We start from the raw sequence: 26059 nt of genomic DNA on the forward strand, positions 1-26059 counted from the left end.
TTCTACCCAAAAAAAGCCCTAGAAACTAATCTAGGGCTTTTTTATTTTTTTAATATTATTAGTTACTATCTAAAACCAAAATTAACACCAAAAGATAAGTTGTTATACTTTGCCATAGAGTAATCTGCGTGTATTCTAAAAAATCCTAACTTTAGCTTTGCACCAATGTTACCTGTAACACCACTAGCATCTGATTTTATAGAAAAAGGATCTGTATAGGTATCTCCTATAAATGGACCAGACTGAACCCTGTAAGTACCTAACACATCTACTGTAGATTTACCCGTTAAGTATCCTAAACCACCATAAAAGTTAATTATTGGCATTTTAGTAGACACAACTGCCTGAAAAACCCAGGTATTCATTTTCATATCTAATCGTTGGTTTTCACCTGCAATTACATCTTGGTCTGTAAAATCATACATACCTGTTAAATGCGTATACCCAATAACACCAGATATTGCAACAGGTAATATTTTATCTGCTGGTAAGAGCTTAGTAAAATCGTGCTGCAGACCAACACCAAACATACCTACTTCTACATCATCAGTCTTTATTTTTGGTAAAAACCTAGCTTTTATTTCTGTTCCTTTTATTAAACCTACACTGGCTTGTATAAATGCAGACGGTACAAAGTTTATATTTTCTGATGCTAAACCAGATGGAAGTTCAAATTCTTCTCTAAATAATCCGTTTTCATCTTCAACAAAAACATTTATACCTTCTATATCTCCTAAACCAGAAGAAACTTCTTTGGAAATACTACCATCTACAAATTGCAAATTTTCATAATCCTCTGTATTTAATATAAATGATTTTTTATCACTTGGAGACTGCGCCATATTACCAATAATAGAAATCTCAAAACCTCCTAAAGGTTTTGCGTCTGCAGTATTATACCATCCTCCAGAGATACTATAAAGCATACCTTCGGACACAGGTGATAAATAATCATTAATAAACTTATTTGCATCATCTACACCTGCAGCAAAAACTTCATTTGCGCTAGATTGGGCAGATGTGTAAGCACTTAACGCCAAGAAAATAACTAAACTAAACTTTTTCATAGAATTGTTTTTTTTATAAAACTAAAAAACTCGCACCAATGGTGCGAGTTTTTGTTGTATAAACTTACTTTATTATGCATCAATGTTTGCATAAACGGCATTTTTCTCTATAAACTCTCTTCTAGGAGGTACTTCATCTCCCATTAACATTGAGAATACACGGTCTGATTCTGAAGCACTTTCAATGGTAATTTGTCTTAATGTTCTAAAATCTGGATTCATTGTAGTATCCCACAATTGCTCCGCATTCATCTCCCCAAGACCTTTATACCTTTGTATACCTACGCTACCATTAAAGCTATCAGCAATTTCATCTCGTTCTTTGTCTGACCAAGCATACCTTTTCTTTGTTCCTTTTTTAACTAAGTATAATGGAGGTGTTGCTATATAAATATGCCCTGCCTCTATTAATTCTCTCATAAAACGGAAGAAAAAAGTAAGAATTAAAGTTTCAATGTGACTACCATCTACATCGGCATCACACATAATAACTACTTTATGGTATCTTAATTTTTCTAAGTTTAAGGCTTTACTATCTTCCTCTGTACCAATAGTTACACCTAGAGCTGTATATATATTTTTAATTTCTTCGTTTTCAAAAACCTTATGTTGCATTGCTTTTTCAACATTTAAGATTTTACCACGAAGCGGTAATATTGCCTGAAAATTTCTGTCTCTACCTTGCTTGGCAGTACCACCTGCCGAATCTCCCTCTACAAGGAACACTTCGCATTTTGTAGCATCTTGCTCAGAACAATCTGATAATTTTCCAGGTAAGCCACCTATACTCATTACCGTTTTACGCTGTACCATTTCACGAGCCTTAGTAGCTGCATGACGTGCTTGCGCAGCCAAAATAACTTTCTGTACAATTACTTTAGCATCATCCGGATTTTCTTCTAAATAATTAGTCAACATTTCTGATACCGCCTGACTTACTGCAGAAGATACTTCTCTGTTTCCTAATTTAGTTTTTGTTTGCCCTTCAAACTGTGGTTCTGCTACTTTTACAGATACAATTGCAGTTAAACCCTCTCTAAAATCATCACCTTGAATTTCAAACTTTAACTTCTCTAACATTCCTGAAGCATCTGCATACTTCTTTAAGGTAGATGTTAAACCTCTTCTAAAACCAGAAAGGTGTGTACCACCTTCATGTGTGTTAATGTTATTTACGTAAGAGTGAAGATTTTCTGAATACGATGTGTTATACACCATAGCAACCTCTACAGGAATACCATTTTTTTCACCTTCCATAGAAACAACTTCACGAATAAGTTGCTCTCTGTTACCATCTAAGAATTTTATAAATTCTTTAAGACCTTCTTCAGAAAAGAAAACTTCTGATAAAAACTCTCCTTTTTCATCGGTAACTCTTTTATCTGTAATTGTTATAGTTACACCTTTGTTAAGGTAAGCTAACTCTCGCATTCTACTAGAAAGCGTTTCATAGCTATACTCAGTAGTTTGCGTAAAAATAGTATCATCAGGATAAAAAGTAACTATTGTACCAGTTTCATCTGTATCACCTATACTTTTTACAGGATACAAAGCTTTACCTTTAGAATACTCTTGTTCCCATATTTTACCTTCTCTAAAAACAGTTGCTTTTAGATGGTTAGATAATGCGTTAACACAAGATACACCTACCCCGTGCAAACCACCAGATACTTTATATGAATCTTTATCAAACTTACCACCTGCACCAATTTTAGTCATTACAACCTGTAATGCAGAAACACCTTCTTTTTTATGAAGACCTACTGGTATACCCCTACCATTATCTTTGGTAGTGATAGAACCATCTTCATTTATTGTTACACTAATAGTATCACAATGACCACCCATTGCCTCATCAATAGAGTTATCTACTACCTCGTAAACTAAGTGGTGCAAACCTCTAACACCAACGTCACCAATATACATTGAAGGACGCATACGTACGTGCTCCATACCCTCTAGGGCCTGAATACTGTCAGCTGAATAATTATTCTTTTTTGCTTCTTCGCTCATTATATATAAATTATTGTGCTTAATTTCATCATAAAAAATACAACCTAACAAATATAAAATATTGAGTTCTTAATTTTAAACGGTTTTAAGACTGTTTTAAAATAGTTATTAACATTTTCTTTGCAACAGAGAACACTGCTTAAACACGCTTAAATTGATTTTTAAGATATATTTGATATAAAACACAGATTTTACAAATCATAAAATAAAAAAAATGCTCTTAAAAGGCTTTAAACGAAAAGGAGCACCAATACATTGGTGCTCCAAAAAGACTAATTATAATTAAAACCCTAGAATAGGCTATAATTCAAGTTATATTTTATTTTTTAATATGCTTCATCATGTACGTTAGCTATTGCTCTACCAGAAGGGTCGTTCATATTTTTAAACGCTTCATCCCATTCTAAAGCTGTTGCCGTACTACAAGCTACACTTGCCTCTTGCGGTACACTTAATGCTGCTGCATCACTAGGAAAATGTCCTTCAAAAATAGTTCTATAATAATACTCTTCCTTGTTTAATGGTGTGTTAATTGGAAAACGGAATGCTGCATTTTCAATTTGCTCATCTGTTATTTCTTTCTCAACTAATTCTTTTAAAGTATCAATCCAGCTATATCCTACACCATCAGAAAACTGTTCTTTTTGTCTCCAAGCTACGCTTTCCGGTATCATATCTTCAAACGCCTTACGAACTACCCATTTCTCCATACGTTCCCCATTAATCATTTTATCTTTAGGGTTAATACGCATAGCAACATCCATAAATTCTTTATCTAAAAATGGTACACGACCTTCAATTCCCCAAGCAGCTAAACTTTTATTAGCTCTTAAACAATCGTACATATGTAACTTATCTAATTTACGTACAGTCTCTTCATGAAACTCTTGTGCATTTGGCGCCTTATGAAAATACAAATAACCACCAAATAGCTCATCTGCGCCTTCACCAGACAATACCATTTTTATACCCATAGACTTAATAACACGTGCCATTAAGTACATCGGTGTAGAAGAACGAATTGTAGTAATATCATACGTTTCTATGTTATAAATAACATCTTTAATAGCATCTAAACCTTCTTGAATTGTAAATTTAATTTCATGATGTACAGTACCAATATGATCTGCTACTTTTTTTGCAGCAGCCAAATCTGGTGATCCTTCTAATCCAACAGAAAAAGAGTGTAGTTGTGGATACCAAGCATCTGCTGTATCACCACTTTCTATACGTTTTTGTGCATATTTTTTTGCAACAGCAGAAGTTACAGAAGAATCTAAACCACCAGACAATAATACTCCGTATGGTACATCAGACATTAACTGTCTGTGAACCGCTGCTTCTAAAGCTTCTTTTACTTCTTGTATGCTAGTTTCGTTTTCTTTAACAGCATCATACTCCATCCAATCACGAGAGTACCATTTTTTTAACTCACCATCTTTACTATGTAAGTAATGACCAGGAGGAAATAATTCTATTTTTGTACAAGTACCTTCCAATGCTTTTAATTCTGATGCAACGTAGAACGTACCGTTTTTATCCCAACCCATATACAAAGGAATAATTCCCATATGATCACGAGCAACAAAATATTCATCTTTATCGGCATCATAAATAGTGAAACCAAAAATACCATTTAACTCATCTAAAAAATCCACTCCCTTTTCATAATACAAAGCCAAAATAACCTCGCAATCAGATTCTGTCTGAAAATCATATGTATCTTTAAACTGCTTACGTAATTCTCTGTGATTATAAATTTCTCCATTGGCAGCTAATATTAATTTACCATTAGGACTTAATAATGGTTGTTTACCAGAAGCCGGATCTACAATTGCCAAACGCTCGTGTGCTAAAATAGCTTTATCGTCTGCGTATATACCACTCCAGTCTGGACCTCTATGTCTAATTTTTTTAGACATCTCTAACAACTGAGGTCTTAAAGCCTCAGTGCTTTCCTTTACATCAAATGCACAAACTATTCCACACATATTATTAATCTTTATATCAATTTGATTACAAAGATGAATTAAAGGTTTCAATTTAAAAACACATACGCTTATATTGATTTCAATTTGAAACATTTTAAACCGTATTACAAGTTATTTAATACGCATAAAGAGTATTGCAATAAAAAAAACAATCATTTTGTAAGTTGGCATAATTTTAGCGACCATATAATTCATTACTGCGAAAATGTCGCTAAATTTGAAAAACACAAAAAACAAACATTTATGAAAAGATTAATTGCATTATCAGCACTTGTATTAACTATGGTATTTACTACTAACGCAACTGCTCAAAAATTTCCTGGCTTAGATAAAAGTCCAGCCGACATTGCCTCTCAACCATCTAGCTACAAAATTTCAAAAAAGAACATACGTGTTGTTTATAGTCGCCCTCAATTAAAAGGAAGATTAGTAAAAGATTTAGCCCCTGCAGGAAAAGTATGGAGAACTGGCGCTAATGAGGCTGCAGAAGTTACTTTTTACGCAGATACAAAATTTGGAGGTAAAACAGTAAAAGCTGGTACTTACTCTTTATTCTCTGTACCTGGAGAAAAAGAATGGACTGTAATTTTAAATAAAAACTTAAACCAATGGGGTGCTTACTCTTATGAGAAAGATGCTGACGTTATTAGAGTTACAGGTAATGTATCTAAAAGCAAAGACACTATAGAAGCTTTTTCTATTACTTTTACAGATACTGATATGGTAATGGGTTGGGGAACTACTATAGTTTCTGTACCTTTTTCTATTTAATTAGCAGTACGCTTTAAATATAAAACCCGAAGCTACATATAGCTTCGGGTTTATTTTTGGGCTTTTAAGTTTTTCTGTAACTATTTTACTTTCTTACCTCCTATAAAAACTTGTTCTGCTGTTATGGTTGGAATATTAGAAGCTTCAACCTCCATAATATTATCACTTAAAATTACAAAATCTGCTTTTTTACCTGGCTCAATACTTCCTTTTTCATTTTCTTCAAAATTAGAATAAGCAGCCCAAATTGTCATCCCTTTTAATGTCTCTTCTCTAGACAAAGCGTTTTCCATTTGAAAACCACCTTCTGGATAATTTTTAGTGTCTTTTCTGGCAACAGCTGCATAAAACGTTAAAAACGGACTTACACGTTCTACCGGAAAATCTGTTCCTAAAGCAACAACACCAGCTATATCTAATAATTTTTTAAATGCATAAGCGCCTTTTACACGCTCTTCTCCCAGCCTGTCCTTTGCCCAGTACATATCACTAGTTGCATGCGTTGGCTGCACAGATGGTATAATTCCTAGTTTAAAATAATCAAAATCTTTTGGCGCAATAACCTGTGCGTGTTCTACTTTCCAACGTCTGCCTTTTGTATTTTTTAATGCCGATTTATAAGCTCGTAAAACCGCTACATTAGCAGAATCTCCAATAGCATGCGTATTCATTTGGTAGTCGGTTTTTGCAATTCTTTTAGCAAGACTATTTATTTTTTCTACAGGAGTTACCATAGCACCATAATGATTGTGCTTGTCCGAGTACTCTTCTTTTAAAGCCGCACCTCTAGAACCTAGTGCACCGTCTCCGTACACTTTTACAGAACGAACATTTAATCCGTCTGTTTTTACAATCCCTTTAGTTAAGTAATAATCTAAATTTTCTTTGTTTGCACTTATCATAGCATAAACACGGATATCCATTTCTCCGTTTTGCTGCAAGCTGTCTATAATTTCTATAGTTTGCTTATCTAAACCTGCATCATTAACCGTTGTTAACCCATAATCAACACATATTTTTTCTGCATCTTTTAATGCTTGTGCTTGAGTTGCTATACTTGGTTTTGGCAAAACATCATCTATTAAAACCATTGGATTATCTATCAAAACACCTGTAAGTTCATTATTAACCTTTACAATTTCACCTCCACTAATTTTAGTGTCCTTTGTAATTTTAGCAAGGTCTAATGCATATTGATTTACAATGTATGCGTGGCCATCTACACGCTCCAAAACAACAGGAATTGAAGGAAAAAGAGAATCTAAAGCCTCTTTTTTTGGAAACTCTTTTACTTCCCAATCATTTTGGTCCCAACCTCTACCTCTTATAAATGTTTTGGTATTAGTTTTTTGAAAAGCAGAAACACGTTTTACCACCTCATCAAAACTTTTGGTATCAATTAAATCTACCACTTGCTGGTTCATCCCTAATCCAAAAAAATGACAATGCGCGTCTATTAAACCCGGAGTAATTGTTTTACCACCGGCGTCTATTGTTTTGTCTGATGCATACTTTTCTGCAATTTCTTCTGCAGTACCAACAGCTACAAATAAATCATCTTTTACAGCAAAAGCTTGTGCTTTTGCAAACGTAGAATCTACCGTATAAACATTTGCATTGGTAACAATATAGTCTACCTTTTCTTTTTTAGGATTACAAGCCGCAATTACCAGCAGTAATACAAGTGTTAATTTTTTCATTAGTTTTTGAGTTTTTTCAAAAATAACGAAATAATAAGATTTAAAATAAATTAATAAAAACGAACACCATAAGTATGGCATTATTTGCTTAACATACCAAGAATATATGTAGTACCAGAATCATAACCTGTACCAAAGAAAAGTTCATCTCTTGTTATAATTGATTCTACAAACAAGTATTTCCTTATTTTACACGTAAGCAAATCATCTTTTAACTCTTGCATTGCTTTTAAGGCAAGTAGATTTAACAGTCCGTTAAACACCAAAACTTTATACTTTTCACTTAGTTTGTGCTTTTCTATAAACACATCTAATTCCTCAAAATTGCTTAGTAACAAGTAGCGCCTTTTTGGTAGATATTTTGTATCAGAATTCCAATCTAAATCTTCATCTGGTTTATTTTTAGAACCTGCTATGTAAATTGTAGTTTTAATTTTTCCATTATCAAATTGTGGAAATGATAAATCAGCAAGTCCAAAATAGATTGATTTAATGTCTTTAGGTATAGATTCTCTTTTTAAAACCTCTACCAACCAATCTTTAAACTCTAAATATAGCTTGTGTTCATCTATATTTAAAATTGGGAAATTACGCCGCAATAAAACTTTTTTAATTTGATTGTAACCAAATTGAATATCTAAGGACTGCTCTATTTGCTTTTCAAATAGAGCATCTATAAGTTTCCAGTTTAATGCTTTGCTTAAATTATTATACAACATTTAATTAATCTCTATTAAATCTCCATATAATTTTAATTACTATTAAAACTACACCTAAAACCCACCACATACTTTCTTTAGAATCCTCTTTTACATATGTAGATACCTTATCTTTTGCTGCTATTTTTTCAGCTTCATTGACATCTAACACAAAAGTATTACAAGTGTCTTCAAAAGTTGGTTTTCTACCAGTTAAAGAACAATTTATTCCTGTATTGGGATCAAATTTTCTTTTTTCACATTTTTTACACAGTACTAATTGTTCTGATAAATTCATTATAAAGTTTTAAATGGTTCATTATTACTTATGAATCATTTACATAAAGTGAAACTTTATAACGTTTAAATATGTGTTTTTATTACCAGTTAAATTTATAAGTTGCCCCTGCAAGTACTTGGAAGCCCTGAACTGGATAATTTGCCCAACGTTGGTAGTTGTTATTTGCTATGTTTGCTGTTTTTATAAAAAGTGATAATTTTTCATCTAAACGGTAACCAACGTGTGCATTAGCATCAAAATAACTATCTAAAGTTACTACTGTAGATACAAAATCTTGTGGTTGTGTACCAGTTGCCGCAACAGAACCTAAATCTTCTCTTTCACCTACAAAGAATAAGTTAGCTCCCATAAACCATTTTTCATTAATTTGATAATCCAAAAATAAAGACCCCTTTACTTTTGGCAAGTTCCAAGCAGGGTTGTCTGTTTCTGTTGTGTAGCTAAAAACCTCAGCATTTATACCTAAAGCAAAGTTTCTGTTTACATCTACATTTAACTCTCCAAAGAATGAAAATGTTTTTATATCGTCATAAAAAATATCAAATGTATTCCCTAAATGATAATCTTTATCTTCATCTGCTCTAAAAGCATTTTCTGGATTTAACTTATATAAAGCTCTATTATTTTCTGCCGTATAAGATGCCTTTACATTGTAACCTAAATTAGTTAATAATTGCCCTTTTAAACCTGCATAGGCATTGTACTGACTATCGGTTGGTAAAATTGTGAGTGTTGGAGATACAAATGGATTCTCATCTACAAAATCGTGATAAGAATTTTGATGTAAATCTCCCTCTATACCACCATATGCAATTGCAGTTTCTCCAGACAATCTGTATGAAGCTGTTACCGCAGGATAAATATATAAGTTACTGTTACTAGCCTCTGTATCTAAACCATATACTACATTAGCTCCTAAATTTAAAGTAAGGTCATCTCTTAATATTACCAAGCTAGGGTTTACACCAAACTGTACCTGACCAAATTTAATTTCGCCAGTATTATCTGTGTTATTTAAACTAGCATTTTTAAATTTACCACCAAGGTAATCTAGTTTTACATTAAAGTTAATTAACTCATTAGAAATTGGCACTTCTACAGCTGCGTTAATAACCGCTCTATTTTCTCCGGATTCTGTTGCATCCCAAAAACGTCTTAACAATACATCACCACCTTTAATTAGGTAATCTTCCATCTTAAGCTCTCCTCCAAGTTCTGCATCAAAATAATGTTGTTTTTCATCTATAAGACTTTCTGGTATTGTACCCAAAGCATCTTCTGTTACTCCATACCAACTGTATAACTTATGTTGTAAAGCTAAATTGGCATTCCATTCTAAATCTCTTTCTCTTCTTGTATAAATACCTTTTACTTTAGTATCGTAAAAAACATTATCTACAGGAGCTTCTTCTATATCTCCACGAGAAGAATGATGGTTTAACCCTATATCTAAAGTTTCGTTTCTGTTAATAGGTCTGCTTGTATAAAAATCTACCAAAGCATTGTTGTAATTTCCCAAACCTAAAGAAGCATAAGAATTAAATAACTCCTCTGGTTTTTTCTTTTTTACAGCAGTGGCTTTACCCTTTGCTGGTGTAAATGTAGAAGCTACAGGCACAGAAAAAATACTATAATTAATTGGCTTTTTCTTTAATTCTACCGCCCCATTAATAACAGGTGTAGATTTTAGTTTAAAAGCATCTGCAATAGTTGGCTTGTATGCTTTTACTACCGTTACAGTCTCTGTTCCTAAATCTTTTTCTTCTTTATCCTTGTCTTTATCTTGTGCAAAGGCAATTGGTGCCAATCCTAAAAATAAAGTTATAGTTATATAGATATACTTTTGCATAGTGTGTTCTTAATATTAGTTGCCTTTTTTTTAGTTGCCATCTGGACTTATAGAAGAGTTGCTACGTGCTTCCTTGGTTTTAATAAGTCGCTGTTCTGTTTGTGCCTCTGCAACTATGTCTGGGTAACTGCTAAAGTTTTTTATAATATTTTCTAAAATATAATTTGCTTGGTACGCATCTCCCAATGCATCGTAATTTTTAGCCATAACTAACAAGCCTTTTCCTGCCCATTCTTTATATCCCGAAAAATCTTTAACCAATGTTTGCACTGCTGCAGAAGAAGCCTCATAATCTTGCTCCTTGTTTTTAAAGTACGCATTGTAATACCAAGCCTCTGCACCTCTTTCACCTGTTGCTATTTTTTGTACCGTAGCATATGCTTCTTTTGCTTTAACCTCATCGTTAGTTTTAATAGCAGAACGCGCTATCATAATATGAGCATCACTTTTAATACGGTTATCTATACTCTCTGTAGCTAACACTTTTTCTGCATAAGCAATAGTTTTGCTATAGTTCTTTTGATTGTAATAACCTTTCATTAAGTTAGACTGTGCAAAGGTTACATTTTGTTTAATATTTGCTGTTTGCTCTAGTTTCTCTAAGTATGGAAAAGCATCTGTGTATTTATTATCTCCAATATAAATTTCACATACACGCGCTATTGCCTGCTCTGTAAATTCTGCAGCTCCTTGGTCTGCAACGTATTTGTAATGTGGTAACGCATTTGCTTTTTGCCCTTTACCAAAATACAATTGCGCTAGTTTAAAGTTTGCATCTAAAATATGAGAACCATTAGGAAATTCTTTAATGTAATTCTCATAACCTCTAATAGCCGCATCTGTTTTATTTTCTATAAATTGTTTTTCAGCAGAATCATAGGTAGCATTATCTAATTCTGAATCTGTAACCTCTACAAAATCTAAATCTCTAACCCAGTCTGCATACTCATCTACCCTACCAAGATCTACATAAACTAGTTTTGCTGTTGCTACAGCTTGTATTGCCTCTTGTGTTTTGGCGTGGTCACGCACAACTGTTTTAAATTTAGCTAAGGCTTTTTCATTTCTACTTGCGTTATAGTGCACTAAACCTTGGCGTAGTAATGCTCTTGGCACTAAACTACTTCCTTTATAGTCGCTAATTAATTTATTATATGCTTGTAAACCTAAATCTTCCTTACCTAATTTAATGTATGTGTTTCCTAACTCATACAAAGCATCATCCTTTAAAGTAGATTTGTTATACTTTGTTACAAAGCTTTTTAGTTCACTAATTTTAGTATCACTCTTACCAACAAAACCATAACTTAGAGCTCTTTGGTAAGCGGCATAATCTTTTTGTCCGCCTCTGTTTTTTAAAGCGATATTATACGTTTCAATAGCTGGCCAATACTTGCTAGTTACAAAGTAGCAATCTCCCAAACGTAAATAAGCATCGTTTAACTTAGCCTCGTCTTCTGGTTTGCTATCTGTATATTTTTTATAATATGATGTTGCATTTACGTAATCATTCAGTTTAAAATAAGTATATGCTAAATTGTAATCTAACTCCTTATTTTCTTCTGTAGAAACAGACATTGGATTCTGTTGAAAAGCTACAAACGATACCAAGGCATCATCAAACTTGTTTAGTAAATAAAGTGATTCTGCTTTCCAGAAATTTGCTCTGGCTTTAAATTTTGGTTCTTCGGCATTATCTAAAGACAAATTAAACGCATCTAAAGCAGTATTGTAATCTTGCTCTAAAAACAATTCTACGCCTCTGTAAAAAGCAACCTTTTGGTACGTTTCTTTACTAGCGTAATTTTTATTCTTCTCTAGCAACTCCAAAGCACCTTTGTAATTTTTAGATGTAATGTAAGAATCTACTAAAAGCTCTTGAATTTCTTTAGCGTGCTCACTATCTGGGTAGTTTTCTAAATATTTAGTTAGTACTGCTGGCACAGGCTCGTATGCATTACCAATTTCATAACTAAGTCTGGCATAGTTTAAATAAGCATCTTTTTTAATTTGCTCAGAATAATCCATCTGAGATGCATTTTTAAATGCATTTAAAGCTTCTTGTTTTTTATCTAGTTTTAAATAACATTCTGCTAAATGGTAATATGCGTTTTGAGACACACTGTTATCTCCATCTATAATATTATTAAACTGGTCTATACCATTTGCGTAATCTCCTTGCTTATAGTAACTGTAACCAAGCAAATAATAATCTGTATTACTCCACTTACCACGTTTACCTTTGTACTCTGTTAAATAAGGTATAGCATTATTGTATTGTTTTAGGTTAAAGTAACTTTCACCTATTATTTTATTTAATTCTGATACCTCATTCCTATCTGCTTTTGGCAACTGTTCTTTGGCAAGTGCTATAGCTTTTTCAAAATTACCAAGTTTAAAATTCATATCTGCTTGGTAGTATGATAGTTTTTCTTTTAACTCGTCCTGATCTGTAATCTGGTCAAAACGCTCATTTGCCTCTTGGTAATTATCTTGCTCATAAGCAATATAACCTAAGTAATATTTTGCTTGAGAACCGTAGGTTGCCGAGTTGGTAACACGATTTAAATAACGTTCTGCGTCTTTGTATTTTTTAGATGAAAAAAGAGCGTATCCGTTGTTAAACTCAAATCGTTCTTTGTCTTTCCTAGACATAGAAGATTGGTCTACTTTAGCATACCATTTTAAAGCGTGCGGATACTTACCCGTTTCAAAATAATAATCTGCCACATCTAAATAAGCTGTATTTCTTTTGGTAGACGTTGGGTAGTCTGCCACAAACTTCTCCATAAGTTTATCTGCACCAAGCTGATTAAGACGTATTGCAGCCGTAGCAATGTAGTAATGACTATTGGCTTTTGTCTCGTAATCATTGGTGCTTTTTGCCACTTCTTTAAAAACGGCTTGTGACGCTTGGTACTGCTTGTCGTTGTACAAAGACAGTGCTTTTACGTAATCTTTATTCTTGTGTGTGTAAATTTCTGTTTTTTGCGAATATCCATAGATAGACATCCCCATAAAACATAGGAGTATTGCAATTTTTTTCATTTTCATATAGACAAGGTCTTATAGTGATATACCTTTGTTAAATTATATAACGTTTAAAATGGCTAAAAGTATATTAAAACTAAGAAAAATATTTTTTACCAAAGCGCATTACTTTTACCCTTAAACTTATTACTTTTATATCAACAATAATACCAGTAAATTTATTTACCTCAAAATTTATGCAAGACACTATTTTAGAACTTAAAGACGTTTCCGTTTTTCAAAAAGACAGCCTTGTGCTTAATAACATCTCTTTAGAGATAAAAAAGGGCGAGTTTGTTTACCTTATAGGAAAAACAGGAAGTGGAAAAAGTAGTTTTATGAAAACCCTTTATGGTGACTTAGCATTAAAAGAAGGTAGCGGTACTATTGTAGATATAGATTTAAAAACAATGCAAGAAAAAGACATTCCGTTTTTACGCCGTAAACTTGGTATTGTTTTTCAGGATTTTAAATTATTACCAGACCGTACTATAAATAACAATTTACTTTTTGTTTTAAAAGCTACAGGTTGGAAAGACCGCACCAAAATGGATACTAAAATTGAAGAAGTTTTAGACAAGGTTGGTATGAAAACAAAAGGATTTAAATTTCCGCATGAGCTTTCTGGAGGAGAGCAACAGCGTATTGCAATTGCACGTGCTTTACTTAACGACCCTGAACTTATTTTAGCCGATGAACCTACAGGAAACTTAGACCCACAAACTAGTGTAGAGGTTATGAAAGTGTTGCAAGATATAAACAAAACCGGACGCACAATTTTAATGGCAACACACGACTATGCACTTATATTAAAATACCCATCTAAAACTTTAAAGTGCGATGACAATAAGGTGTTTGAAGTAGTACAACGCGCCGTTTAAAAACAACTTACAAAGGCCTACAACTATGAATGTTGAAGACACCGCCATTAAAACAACCTATTTTAGTATAATAGGCAACCTTTGCTTGGCTATTATTAAAGGGCTTGCTGGCTTTTTTGGTAATTCTTACGCTCTTATTGCAGACGCAATAGAATCTACTACAGATGTTTTTTCTTCTTTACTTGTTCTAGTTGGTTTTAAATACGCAAAACGCCCTGCAGATAAAAATCACCCATACGGACACGGAAAAATAGAACCCCTAATTACCTTTTTGGTTGTTGCTTTTTTAGTTACATCTGCCACAATAATTGCTTATGAAAGCATACAAAACATACAAACACCGCACAAAATACCCAAAGCCTGGACGCTTATAGTTTTAGGAGTTATTATTATCTGGAAAGAAACCCTATACCGTATAGTTTTAAAAAAAAGTAAGGAAATACATAGCTCCTCTTTAAAAGCAGATGCTTGGCACCACAGAAGCGATGCAATAACATCTGTAATGGCCTTTATTGGTATCTCTATTGCACTTGTTTGTGGTAAAGGATATGAAACCGCAGATGATTGGGCTGCTCTACTTGCCTCCGGTTTTATATTATATAATAGCTATTTAATTTTAAGACCTGCACTTGGCGAGGTTATGGACGAGCAATTGTATGATGATTTAATTGATGAAATAAGAAACAAATCTATACAGGTTGATGGTGTTTTAGATACCGAAAAATGTTTTATACGTAAAGCAGGTATGAAGTTTCATATAGATTTACACGCCATTGTAGACGGAAAAATTACAGTAAAAGAAGGCCATGATATATCTCACAAACTAAAAGATTATCTTATGACTGAGATTCCAAATCTAGAATATGTTTTAATACATATAGAACCAGATACATACGAGTAGCACAAATACATAAAAATGAACAACAAACAACATCATAAGGGCAAACAACTAGCAACATTTGGTATTTGCGGCGTAATAGGTGGTATTGCATTACTTACGCTACAGCAAAAAATACTTGGTATTATTTGTATTGCTAATGGTGCATTGCTTGCTTACACAGGTTACAAAAAGATGAAGACTGCTTCTGAAAACAAAGAATAACCTAAAACTATTTTTTAATAAAAAACCCGATAAACTTTAATAGTGTTTATCGGGTTTTTATTTTATAAAGAGAGATGCTTATTTAATCTCTAAAACTTCTAGATCAAAAATAAGGTCTTTACCTGCTAAAGGATGGTTACCATCTATAACAATAGACTCTTCTTTAACTTCTACTACCATTAAGTTCATTTCTCTACCATCTGGAGCTTTAGAAACTAATCCCATACCTACTTTAGGCTCCATATCTTGTGGTAATTCAGATTTTTTTACTTCTTGTATTAAAGCTTCATTAACCTCACCATATGCTTCTTCTTTAGCAATAGTAATAGTCTTTTTTTCGTTTAGCTTCATATCTATAACACCTTTTTCAAAACCAGGTATTAATTGTCCTTGTCCTAAAGTAAACTCTAGCGGCTCTCTACCTTCAGAAGTATCAAAAACTTGTCCGTCTGCCAACTTCCCTGTGTAATTTACTTTAACCGTGTTGTTTTCCTTAACTATACTCATATTGTATTTTTCAATTTTTAAAATATCCTTTGCATAATTTTTACGCAGCCTATATTTTATTTTAAACTTAGGGTTATAAAAGCACTAAAACCAAGCCAAAGGAATAAAAACCTGACATAAAAGGGTATAAACACTATTTTTATCAAACTAAAAAAAAGAAAAAAACGCTACAGCCCTTTATAAGTAGTACTATAGGGAGTTAGGTAAATGCTAAAAAAATATAAATTTAAAAAAATGAAATCAGCAACTATGTCAGGTTTTGCTATAAAAACGGATATAAATTAATTGTAAACGATTACAAAATCAATAAAAATTAGCCATTAAAAACAATTACATTAGCTAAAATGTTATTAGTAATTAAAGTATGAAGAATAGTCTTGAAGAATTTTCTAACACCTTAAAAGATTTTCAGAGTATATTACTCACCACTAGATTTGGGAGTAAAAACGACTTTTTAACTAGAGAGAACCAAACACCAATAACTCACGTAAAAGAGAAAGTACTTTCTGCAGAACTAAGTTTTTTATACACCAATTATAGTACACTTTTAATTTTACCACACATACATATAAACACCTTTTTTAGCTTACACCCAAAGTTGCATATTTTTGGAAAAGGAACAGCTATGACTAAAAAACACAATCCGTGGAAAGATGGCAAGGTTGTAATAGGACATTCTTTTAATGCATCATCTAAAAAAATATGGGCAGATACCACACAAGAACACACTCCCATTTACGTTACAGATATAGAAGGTAATTTTATACAACTAACACCTACTATAAACCTATTTTTTAAATTATTAATTGAGTTATGCATTAGCTACAATGAGAATAGAGACAAAGAACCAAAATGTGGTAGCCATACAAATTTATGGGATTTACACAGAGAAGAAGTAGTTTCTCCTTACTTTGCTAATCGTATAAAACACTTAGTATCACCATACGAGGCATTTTTAATAACTGCCGTTTTTACACAAGCGTAAACTCTTGCTTTCATTTCTATTTTCAATCAATTTTAAGTAGTATTTTTACCACATATTTTACACCTAAATAAATCTACTCTTATGACTTTAGAAGAAAGAATTGAAAAATCTGTAACTACAATTTTTAAAGCCGTTTTCCCTAATACTACTAACCATTATGACACTCTTTTTGGTGGTACTGCAATGCAACTTATGGACGAGACTGCTTTTATTTGCGCTACAAGATTTAGCAGGCAACAAATGGTAACTGTTAGTAGTGATAAAATAGATTTTAAAATGCCAATTCCGGCTGGTACCATTGTAGAATTATCTGGTTACGTTACTCACGTTGGTAATACAAGTTTAAAAGTTAGGGTAGATATTTATATAGAAGAAATGTACTCTAACTACAGGGAAAAAGCTGTGTCTGGCGAATTTACTTTTGTTGCTATTGATGAGAATAAAAAACCTGTTAAAATACTAAAATAGAAAGACTGCTATAGATTGGCAAACTACACTTATCGCTATTTTAAGTTTAGTACTTGTTTTTCTGTTTTAAAAAATTAATAGTGCTTATATTGTTTTGGGAAGATCTATTTTAGGTTACCTTTTAACTTATATTTAAAAGCATACTTTTTAAAATGACAATAGATACAATACTTAACAATGTTTATACACTACCACAAGCCTCTTTAGCTAAAATTAAAGACAATACAGTAGAGGTGTCATACCCTAAAACACATTTAATTATAAAAGACAATACTGTAGAGCACAATATATATTTTATTAAAAAAGGAATTGTTAGAGCATATTCTGATTTTGACACAACAGAAGTTACCTTTTGGTTTGGTAAAGAATCTGAAACCATAATATCTATGCGTAGCTATATTGAAAACAAAAAAGGCTATGAGAAAATTGAATTGCTTGAAGATTGTGATTTATATAAGCTTGAAACCAGTAAATTAAAACAACTTTTTTTTGATGATATACACATTGCCAATTGGGGTCGTAAATTTGCAGAACAAGAGCTAATTAAAACTGAAGAACGCTTAATATCTAGACAATTTAGAACCGCTACAGAACGCTATCAAGATTTATTAAAAAATAATAGCGACTTAATTAAAAGAGTTCAGTTAGGACATATAGCATCATACTTAGGTATTACACAAGTTAGTTTAAGCAGAATTAGAGCTAGCATAAAATAGTTTCATTTTTTATCATTTGTAAAATTTTATCTAATTACGTTGTTAGACCTTTGTAAAAAAAGAACAACTATGAATTGGGTAATTTTACTAATTGCAGGTCTGTTTGAAGTTGCTTTTGCGTTCTGCTTAGGCAAAGCTAAAGAGGCAACAGGAACTGATATGTACTTATGGTACACAGGCTTTTTTATATGTTCTGCTGTTAGTTTTATTTTATTAATAAAAGCAATGCAAACCATACCTATTGGCACTGGTTATGCTGTATGGACAGGCATTGGAGCTGTAGGCATAGTACTTGTAGGTATTTTTGTTTTTAAAAATCCTGCCAATTTCTGGAGAATATTTTTTATAACTACACTTGTTGGGTCTATTGTTGGACTAAAAGCCGTGACACATTAATTAAAAAGAAAAAAATGTCTGGAAAAACTAATTTATCAGAATTACTAAAAGGTATGACTCCTAAACTTAACAAAGGGGAATACGTTTTTTGCACTATAAAAGACAGTAGCTCGCTAAATCGTAAAAACATAATTTGCGAATTTAAAGAAGCAGAAGGTATTACTATTGTTACAACAAAAAACTATGCTGACGAACAAGGGTTTACTTATAGTTTTATTGCAAGTTGGATTACACTTACTATACACTCATCATTAGAAGCCGTAGGGCTAACAGCAGCTTTTTCTACAGAACTTACTAAACACAATATAAGCTGTAATGTAATTGCTGCATATTATCATGATCACATATTTGTAGATAAAAACGATGCTAAAAAAGCTATTTCTGTACTTAAAGAATTAGCAGAAAAACAATAATAATTAATTTTAAAAAACTGTAAAACAGTCATTTCACGGAAAACAGGGAGTATTTATTTTTATTAGTCTATTAGTTTTGGAGTATTAAAATAAAAAAACAACTAAACCTTTTTTACGATGAATACAGATACTATTAAACAAAGATTAAATTCACAAGGAATTTATCACTCTGATGATAATATACTAGACAAAAGAAGTGTTATTGGCTACGAGAAAAAATTTAAACTAAGTTGGATGGCAACACAACTTAATACGTTTATTGTGGTTACAGATTTTAAAGATGAAAAAATCACCTCTACAATAGTAGACCAACACTTAACAGAATCATTTAATTTTACAAAGAAAAATTATACTGGTTGGCCAAGAGGTTTGCAGTCTGCAATTGGTGTTGTATCAATATTAATTTCTAATAATATTGACGAAGACGCAAAAGAATATTGCAAAAAATTAAAATCTGGTAAAAAATGGGCAGGATTCACAATTCCAGTAATTTTTAATCCAGATACCAAAGAAGTACATCAATTTGATAAAAACCCAATGTGGGGACGCATCTATTATCCTCACTTTAAAAAAATGATTAATAGCCTAAAATAAATTACAAAGAGTTAACCTTTAAACTGTAAAAAGTTAATTAAACATTAAGTTATCAATGCTTTAAAAATAAACAACTTATATGATTAAAAAAGGATGTAAATTTTGCTCTTAAAAAACCCAAATGAAGGAATTGGACGAGAAAATTTACATGCAAATTTTACAATTATCTAAGACAGCAGATTTGCTTATAGAAAAAGAAGAATACACCAATGCATTACAAAAATACTGGCTTGCTTATGATCTAATACCAGAGCCTAAAACAAAATGGGAAACAAGCACTTGGGTATTGGCTTCTATTGGCGATATTAACTTTGTTAATAAAGATTATAAAGCTGGCGTAAAAAACTTATCTGACGCTATGCACTGTCCTGATGCTATTGGCAACCCTTTTATACATTTAAGATTAGGACAATGCCAATTAGAAATTGGAAACAAATACAGAGCAGAATGCGAACTTAATAGAGCCTATGCCATAAAAGGTAAACCTATTTTTATGCAAGAAGACAAGAAATATTTTGACTTTTTAAACACCAGAGTAGATTTAACTCCACAAAAGAAAAAGTGGTGGAAGCTTTTAAAAAGCGAATAAAACAATCAGCTAAAATGGTTTTTTTATCTTTGTACGAGTAAAACTAGACTTGTATAAATGACAAACCAAAATTCTAAAATAAAATTACGAGATGCCATATCTATTGGTATAGGTGGTATGGTTGGCGGTGGCATTTTTGCAGTGTTAGGACTTGCAGTTTCCCTTGCAAAAGGTGGTACACCAATAGCATTTTTATTTGCAGGTATGTTAGCTCTTATAACATCTTATAGTTACGTTAAACTTTCTAAAACCTACCCAGACAGAGGTGGTACTGTAAAGTTTATAAACAAAGGCTTTGGAGTTTCTATATTTAGCGGCGCCATAAATAATTTACTTTGGGTTAGCTATATTATTATGCTATCCTTATACGCTAGTGCTTTTGGCTCTTATGCCCCTAACTTACTAGAAATTACAACACATAAAACATTAGATTTTCATATTTACGCTAGTGGTATTATTATTTTAGCTACCGTTATAAATTACTACAGTATTACGGTTGTGGGTAAAATAGAATCTTACGCAGTAATTATAAAACTGGTAATATTAATCTCTTTTATTTTTGTTGGCGCTTATGGTTTATTTGGCAATCCTAACCTATCACAACTAGCAATATCCCAATGGGAAAATCCTGTTAAACTATTTGCTGGCGGTATGGTTATTTTTGTTGCTTACGAAGGTTTTGAACTTATAGCAAATGCCGCGCCTGACATAATAAATCCAGAAAAAAATATTCCTAAGGCCTATTACTACTCTGTAATTTTTGTAATAATCCTTTATATAATTATTGCTTTTGTTACTGTTGGCTCCCTACCCTTTTCTAAAATCGCAATTGCAAAAGATTATGTTTTGGCAGAAGCTGCTGAGCCAATGCTTGGCAAAATTGGATTTTCAATTATTACAATAGCTGCTTTAATTTCTACTTTTTCAGCTATTAATGCTTCATTGTATGGTGGCAGTCGTGTTAATTTTGAAATTGCTCAGGATGATGAGCTTCCTCATAATTTTTTATCTAAATTATGGAATCAACCTATAGGACTATTAATTACAGCTTTAGCAACATTAGTTTTAGTTAATGTATTGGACTTAGAGAGTATTTCTACAGCTGGCAGTGTTGGTTTTTTAGTAATATTTGGCATTGTTAATTTAGCTGGTTACAGAAGAGCAAAAGAAACTGGGTCTAAAAAAAGTATTCCTTTAATTGGTTTTACACTTTGTATAATAGCTACTTTGGCTTTATTACAACAACAATATACCTCTAATGTTTTAGGAGTAATTATATCTTTAAGTATAATTGCATTATGCTTTGTTTTAGAGTGGATTTACAAAAAAACAGAGAAAAACAAAGTATAAAAAAGAACAGTTTAATAATTGTACATTTCCTTGTAATACATTAACATAAATACATATTTTTATAGAAATTTTACCATTATTTTTGTGAGCTTATAAAAATTAACGCTTGTATGAATTTAACCATTGAAAATATTGTTTTAGTTGGCTCTATTCTTCTTTTTATTAGCATTATAGTAGGTAAAACATCTTATAAATTTGGAGTACCAACCTTACTATTATTTTTAGTAATAGGAATGCTTGCTGGGTCTGACGGCATTGGAGGTATTAAGTTTGATGATCCTAAACTTGCACAGTTTATAGGTATAGTATCTTTAAATTTTATTCTTTTTTCTGGTGGATTAGATACCAACTGGAACACTGTAAAACCTATACTAAAAGAAGGTATTGTACTCTCTACCATAGGCGTCCTTTTAACCGCAGTTACTATAGGTACTTTTGTATTTTATATTACAAATTTTACAATTTATGAAAGTATGCTACTTGGCTCTATTGTGTCTTCTACAGATGCTGCTGCTGTATTTTCTATTTTAAGATCTAAAAACTTAGCATTAAAAAATAATTTAAGACCAACCTTAGAGTTAGAAAGTGGTAGTAATGACCCTATGGCATATGTGCTAACACTTGCCTTTTTAACACTAGTAATAAATCAGGACCAGAGTATATTCTCTATCATACCAATGTTTATACAACAAATGGCATTTGGTGCAATAGCAGGTTTTGGTTTTGGTAAACTTAGCAAGTACATTATAAATAAAATTAAACTAGATTTTGAAGGCCTTTACCCAGTGCTGGTAATTGCATTAATGTTTATTACATTTTCTGCAACAGACTTTGTTGGCGGTAATGGTTTTTTAGCAATTTATATTTGTGCTGTTTATTTAGGTAATCAAGATTTAATTCATAAAAAAACCATTTTAAAAATGTACGATGGTTTAGCTTGGTTAATGCAAATTGTATTATTCTTAACGCTTGGCTTGCTCGTTTTCCCTTCTAAAATTGTTCCTGTTTTTGGCATTGGAATACTTATATCTTTATTCTTAATTTTAGTAGCACGCCCTGTAAGTGTATTTCTAAGTCTACTCTTTTTTAAAATGAAATTTAGACGTCGTTTTTATATTTCTTGGGTTGGTTTACGTGGTGCAGTACCAATTGTATTTGCTACGTACCCTTTATTGGCTGGTATAGACAAAGCAGATATGATGTTTAACATCGTATTTTTTATTTCGGTTTCTTCTGTATTAATACAAGGTACAACACTGTCTGTAATGGCTAAATGGTTAAACGTAGCATTACCTAATGAAGAAAAAAAACTAAGTGCTACAGATCTTCTAATGGAAGACAACCCAAAAGCATTAATTAAAGAAATTCCTGTTACTGCTAATTGCTATGCTGTAAATAAAAAAATTGTAGATCTAGGTTTTCCTAAGCACGCAATTATAGCAATGATACGTAGAGATAACAAATATGTAACACCAAACGGATCTACTGTTATTGAAGATAAAGACATTTTAGTGGTACTTGCAGATAAACAAGAAGCTATAGAAAATGTAAAAAACTGCCTTAACAAGTAACTTTAATATAAATTAACATTTACTTATTTATAGATTAAAGTACATTTGCGGCGTGAAAAAAACAGTAAAATTTATAGGCGCACTTTTACTTACTACATTGTATTGCTTAGCAATAGGTGTTGTAACACAATCTCTTGCGTCTTATAATGTAGAAGAAATTTCTACAGCAAAAGAAGTTCAGTTTTCATACAATGCATCTAACAACTTCTTTACGCAGACTTCACAAACCGAAAACATTGTTGACATTCCTAGTAATAACAGCAATTTTCCTTCTACATTAAAAGATATATTTAAGAATTTTATAGCGTCTAATACCTCTGCTAGTCAGCACAGTATATTATCGCTAAATTCTAATTATTACAGTACTTATATTAACTTTTTAGTACAATTTAAAAAGTTAAAACTCATATTTCCTTTTCATTATTTCTTGTAATTAAGTTGATACATTTTTTATTGCAACCGCAGTAAAACCAATTTAACTAAAGGCTCTGTATATACACATAGCCACACTTTTATTTACATCAACTTTAAAAAATTACATAATGGATTTAGGAACAGATATAATAGCAATTATAATAGTAATAGTATGCATATTACCTTTTATATTAATAGCTAAAGGACGAAAAAAGAAAGAGAAAAAAATGCTAGCAGCACTACAAGAAGTAGCAAATAGAGACAACTGTACAATTAATGATTATGAAATAAGCGCCAACTTTATTATTGGTATTGACCATAAACAAAATAGGGTTTTCTATTACAAAAATGAAGAAGGAGTAATAAACGAGGGAATAGTAAACTTAGAAGGTATTAAAACCTGTAAAATAGGCACAAAAAGTAAAACCATAAATACTAATAAGGATAGAAAAGAGTATATAATACAAGGCTTATATTTAAAATTTATTCCTCGTTTTAATAACAACCCAGAAGCTTTATTTCATGTGTATGATTCCGACTTAAAAATGCAACTAACAGGGGAACTACAGTTAGCAAAAAAATGGGAAACATTAATTAATAAAAAGTTACTACAGTTTAACTAACTTAAAAAGCCCTTTACAACAGTAAAGGGCTTTTTAAGTTTCAATTATTTAAAGGTTAATTATCTTTTAATTCCCAAGATCTAACCCAATCATAATACGTTGTTCTATCAGATTTACTTGCTGTCATTCCTCCATCTTCAGGAACAGGATTCCAGTCATAAGTTTCTACCACCAACCTTAAATACATTTGCAAACTAAACTCAGCTTTAGGAGTTACAGTATAAACTTTTTTACCATCAAGATAAAACTCTATTTCTGTAGGACTCTTCCACCAAGCACCATAAATATGGTAATCTTCCCAAACCTTTTCACCTGTAGTTACATTATTTCCTTCAGATCCAACTGGAGTTTCTTCACAGTTAGTATTTCTACTGTGCGTATTTGAATGCATTGTTTCATCAAAAGTTTTAGCAAAATTTGCTGTTCCTGTAATTTGCCCAACACATTCTTGTATATCCAATTCTGTTACCCTCTTGTCACATCCTTCTCCCTCTCCAACAACATTAATTAACCAAAATGTAGAAGACATAAAAGTTTTATTTGCTTTCATACTACACTCTACATAAGTACCAACCTGCACTGCATTTTTAGAGTAGATATTAGAACCTGCATGAGTAAAAGTATCTCCATTAACCACTTCTGGCTCATTTAACTCATATGGCGTAAGCATTAAATTACCCTCAGCTTGTGATACAGTATTTGCTTTAAAAATTCCTGGAGCTCTTCCTATCCAGCGTGTACTGGTATTTACCCATTTAACTTCATCAAAGTTATTATTATTAAACTCATCTGAAACGTTTTCTATTTTAGTCCATTTTTTTCCAGAAGGAGCAGGATTATTATCATCTACAAAAAATGGAGCCTCTAAAACAATGGCTTTTCCTACAGCACTATTAACAGTATCATCATCACTAGAACTGCTACATGATAAACTACTAAAAACCATTAATACAGCTAAATACTTTAAATTTATTCTAAACATTTATAAATATTTTTCTTACAAATATACAAAAAACAACTAGTGCAGATCTAAAATATACCTAAAACCTGTATCTAATAATTAATTGTAGACTTTTGAGTATTTTAAGAGTATTAATATTTAAATTCTTAAATTACTTACTAATAGTAATTTATAAGAATCTACTATTATTTTAATGACATGTAAAAACCTATTAAATACTACATAGATTTATTTAATAGATACTCTTTAAAGTTTTTTTGTTACTTTGTTAATCTAACTATAAAGCTACTAAATGGAAGTTCTAGGTATAGATATTGGTGGTTCTGGAATTAAAGGAGCGCTAGTAAATGTTAAGACAGGAGAAAAAATTACAGACCGTTTTAGAGTTCCTACTCCGCCTACAAAAAAGCCAAAAGAAATGGCTAAAGTTGTACATAAAATTATAAAGCATTTTAATTATGATGGTCCTGTTGGCTGTGGTTTTCCTACTTTAATTAAAGGTGGTGTTTGCAAAACACCTGGAAATTTACATAGTAAATGGGTTAATAAAGATGTTACTGCTTTGTTTACAGAAACTACAGGCTTGCCGTTTACAGTAATTAATGATGCAGATGCAGCTTGCCACGCAGAAATGAATTATGGTGTAGGTAAAGATCTTAAAGGTTTTGTTGTAATGATTACCATTGGAACCGGTTTAGGTAGTAGCGCTTATTTAGATGGCCAACTTATCCCTAATTTTGAGTTAGGTCAAATACCTTACAAAAAGCATAAAAAAATAGAACTTTGGGCTGCTGATTCTGCTAGACAACGAGAAGATCTTTCATTTAAAAAATGGGGAAAACGTGTAAATACTTTTTTAGAGTATGTAGAGTTGTTAGTCGCACCAGACACCATTGTTATAGGTGGTGGCATATCTAAAGAATTTGAAAAATTTAGTAAGTACATAAAAATTAACACTCCAGTAATACCTGCCGTATTAGAAAACCACGCCGGAATTATAGGCGCAGCATCTGCCACATTAAAAAAATAAAAAAAGCCTTCATCTTATTATAGATGAAGGCTTTTTCTT

Annotated in this window: 26 protein-coding genes; 16 read left to right on the top strand and 10 right to left on the bottom strand. The window is 31.9% G+C overall.

Going from position 1 to position 26059, the window contains the following annotated elements; translation table 11 throughout:
• Positions 1–65: 65 nt before the first annotated feature.
• From AX016_RS16135 to asnB, 3 genes are all read right to left on the bottom strand, one after another.
• Entirely contained in the window at positions 66–1067 is a 1002-nt protein-coding gene (locus tag AX016_RS16135) for a DUF6588 family protein (RefSeq protein WP_100896591.1), read from the bottom strand.
• 72 nt (positions 1068–1139) lie between these two features.
• On the bottom strand, positions 1140–3080 hold the full coding sequence (gene gyrB / locus AX016_RS16140; RefSeq protein WP_100896592.1) for a DNA topoisomerase (ATP-hydrolyzing) subunit B: 1941 nt from the start codon (positions 3078–3080) through the stop codon (positions 1140–1142).
• Positions 3081–3406: 326 nt separating this feature from the next.
• A complete protein-coding gene (gene asnB, locus AX016_RS16145) occupies positions 3407–5071 on the bottom strand; it encodes an asparagine synthase B (protein WP_100896593.1) in 1665 nt (554 codons plus the stop codon).
• 243 nt (positions 5072–5314) lie between these two features.
• Here asnB and AX016_RS16150 point away from each other — a divergent pair, with 243 nt between their 5' ends.
• A complete protein-coding gene (locus tag AX016_RS16150) occupies positions 5315–5842 on the top strand; it encodes a DUF2911 domain-containing protein (RefSeq protein ID WP_100896594.1) in 528 nt (175 codons plus the stop codon).
• Positions 5843–5922: 80 nt separating this feature from the next.
• Here AX016_RS16150 and AX016_RS16155 read toward each other — a convergent pair whose 3' ends face one another.
• The 5 genes from AX016_RS16155 to AX016_RS16175 all read right to left on the bottom strand — a co-directional run bounded on the left by AX016_RS16155 (position 5923) and on the right by AX016_RS16175 (position 13444).
• Positions 5923–7542 carry an amidohydrolase gene (locus tag AX016_RS16155; RefSeq protein WP_100896595.1) on the bottom strand — a complete coding sequence of 540 codons (1620 nt, stop codon included), beginning with the start codon at positions 7540–7542 and terminating at the stop codon, positions 5923–5925.
• Between the two features lie 80 nt (positions 7543–7622).
• Entirely contained in the window at positions 7623–8261 is a 639-nt protein-coding gene (locus AX016_RS16160; RefSeq protein WP_100896596.1) for a hypothetical protein, read from the bottom strand.
• A gap of 4 nt (positions 8262–8265) precedes the next feature.
• Positions 8266–8538, bottom strand: coding sequence for a hypothetical protein (locus AX016_RS16165; RefSeq protein ID WP_100896597.1), 273 nt, complete (start codon positions 8536–8538; stop codon positions 8266–8268).
• An 82-nt stretch (positions 8539–8620) separates the two neighbouring features.
• Positions 8621–10390, bottom strand: coding sequence for a TonB-dependent receptor (locus AX016_RS16170; RefSeq protein WP_100896598.1), 1770 nt, complete (start codon positions 10388–10390; stop codon positions 8621–8623).
• Positions 10391–10420: 30 nt separating this feature from the next.
• A complete protein-coding gene (locus AX016_RS16175) occupies positions 10421–13444 on the bottom strand; it encodes a tetratricopeptide repeat protein (protein WP_232732646.1) in 3024 nt (1007 codons plus the stop codon).
• Between the two features lie 173 nt (positions 13445–13617).
• Between AX016_RS16175 and AX016_RS16180 the strand changes: the two genes are divergently transcribed.
• From AX016_RS16180 to AX016_RS16190, 3 genes are read left to right on the top strand one after another with little or no spacing between them, the layout of a single operon-like run.
• Entirely contained in the window at positions 13618–14301 is a 684-nt protein-coding gene (locus tag AX016_RS16180) for a cell division ATP-binding protein FtsE (RefSeq protein ID WP_100896600.1), read from the top strand.
• A 25-nt stretch (positions 14302–14326) separates the two neighbouring features.
• The gene (locus tag AX016_RS16185; RefSeq protein WP_100896601.1) at positions 14327–15202 is read left to right on the top strand and encodes a cation diffusion facilitator family transporter; all 876 of its coding nucleotides are present in this window, start codon (positions 14327–14329) and stop codon (positions 15200–15202) included.
• Between the two features lie 15 nt (positions 15203–15217).
• Positions 15218–15403: a hypothetical protein gene (locus AX016_RS16190; protein WP_100896602.1), complete on the top strand. Its 186-nt coding sequence runs from the start codon at positions 15218–15220 to the stop codon at positions 15401–15403.
• A 78-nt stretch (positions 15404–15481) separates the two neighbouring features.
• Here the strand turns inward: AX016_RS16190 and AX016_RS16195 are convergent, their stop codons facing one another.
• Complete coding sequence (locus tag AX016_RS16195) at positions 15482–15910, bottom strand: FKBP-type peptidyl-prolyl cis-trans isomerase (protein ID WP_100896603.1); 429 nt, start codon at positions 15908–15910, stop codon at positions 15482–15484.
• Positions 15911–16274: 364 nt separating this feature from the next.
• Between AX016_RS16195 and AX016_RS16200 the strand changes: the two genes are divergently transcribed.
• The 11 genes from AX016_RS16200 to AX016_RS16250 all read left to right on the top strand — a co-directional run bounded on the left by AX016_RS16200 (position 16275) and on the right by AX016_RS16250 (position 24029).
• Positions 16275–16895: a hypothetical protein gene (locus AX016_RS16200; protein WP_100896604.1), complete on the top strand. Its 621-nt coding sequence runs from the start codon at positions 16275–16277 to the stop codon at positions 16893–16895.
• Positions 16896–16976: 81 nt separating this feature from the next.
• Entirely contained in the window at positions 16977–17363 is a 387-nt protein-coding gene (locus AX016_RS16205) for an acyl-CoA thioesterase (protein ID WP_100896605.1), read from the top strand.
• A 152-nt stretch (positions 17364–17515) separates the two neighbouring features.
• Positions 17516–18079 carry a Crp/Fnr family transcriptional regulator gene (locus AX016_RS16210; RefSeq protein WP_100896606.1) on the top strand — a complete coding sequence of 188 codons (564 nt, stop codon included), beginning with the start codon at positions 17516–17518 and terminating at the stop codon, positions 18077–18079.
• A 69-nt stretch (positions 18080–18148) separates the two neighbouring features.
• A complete protein-coding gene (locus AX016_RS16215; RefSeq protein ID WP_100896607.1) occupies positions 18149–18475 on the top strand; it encodes a DMT family transporter in 327 nt (108 codons plus the stop codon).
• A 14-nt stretch (positions 18476–18489) separates the two neighbouring features.
• On the top strand, positions 18490–18888 hold the full coding sequence (locus tag AX016_RS16220; protein ID WP_100896608.1) for an ACT domain-containing protein: 399 nt from the start codon (positions 18490–18492) through the stop codon (positions 18886–18888).
• 117 nt (positions 18889–19005) lie between these two features.
• On the top strand, positions 19006–19482 hold the full coding sequence (locus AX016_RS16225) for a hypothetical protein (RefSeq protein WP_100896609.1): 477 nt from the start codon (positions 19006–19008) through the stop codon (positions 19480–19482).
• 121 nt (positions 19483–19603) lie between these two features.
• Entirely contained in the window at positions 19604–20071 is a 468-nt protein-coding gene (locus AX016_RS16230) for a hypothetical protein (protein WP_100896610.1), read from the top strand.
• 57 nt (positions 20072–20128) lie between these two features.
• On the top strand, positions 20129–21421 hold the full coding sequence (locus AX016_RS16235; RefSeq protein WP_100896611.1) for an APC family permease: 1293 nt from the start codon (positions 20129–20131) through the stop codon (positions 21419–21421).
• A 110-nt stretch (positions 21422–21531) separates the two neighbouring features.
• Positions 21532–22992: a potassium/proton antiporter gene (locus tag AX016_RS16240; protein WP_100896612.1), complete on the top strand. Its 1461-nt coding sequence runs from the start codon at positions 21532–21534 to the stop codon at positions 22990–22992.
• 52 nt (positions 22993–23044) lie between these two features.
• Entirely contained in the window at positions 23045–23425 is a 381-nt protein-coding gene (locus tag AX016_RS16245) for a hypothetical protein (protein ID WP_100896613.1), read from the top strand.
• A gap of 109 nt (positions 23426–23534) precedes the next feature.
• Positions 23535–24029: a hypothetical protein gene (locus tag AX016_RS16250; protein ID WP_100896614.1), complete on the top strand. Its 495-nt coding sequence runs from the start codon at positions 23535–23537 to the stop codon at positions 24027–24029.
• A 55-nt stretch (positions 24030–24084) separates the two neighbouring features.
• Here AX016_RS16250 and AX016_RS16255 read toward each other — a convergent pair whose 3' ends face one another.
• Positions 24085–25011, bottom strand: coding sequence for a family 16 glycosylhydrolase (locus AX016_RS16255; protein WP_100896615.1), 927 nt, complete (start codon positions 25009–25011; stop codon positions 24085–24087).
• A 271-nt stretch (positions 25012–25282) separates the two neighbouring features.
• Here AX016_RS16255 and ppgK point away from each other — a divergent pair, with 271 nt between their 5' ends.
• The gene (gene ppgK, locus AX016_RS16260) at positions 25283–26020 is read left to right on the top strand and encodes a polyphosphate--glucose phosphotransferase (RefSeq protein ID WP_100896616.1); all 738 of its coding nucleotides are present in this window, start codon (positions 25283–25285) and stop codon (positions 26018–26020) included.
• The last annotated feature ends 39 nt before the right edge of the window (positions 26021–26059 follow it).

Origin of the sequence: Cellulophaga sp. RHA19, from assembly GCF_002813425.1 — a bacterium.
GTDB lineage: Bacteria > Bacteroidota > Bacteroidia > Flavobacteriales > Flavobacteriaceae > Cellulophaga.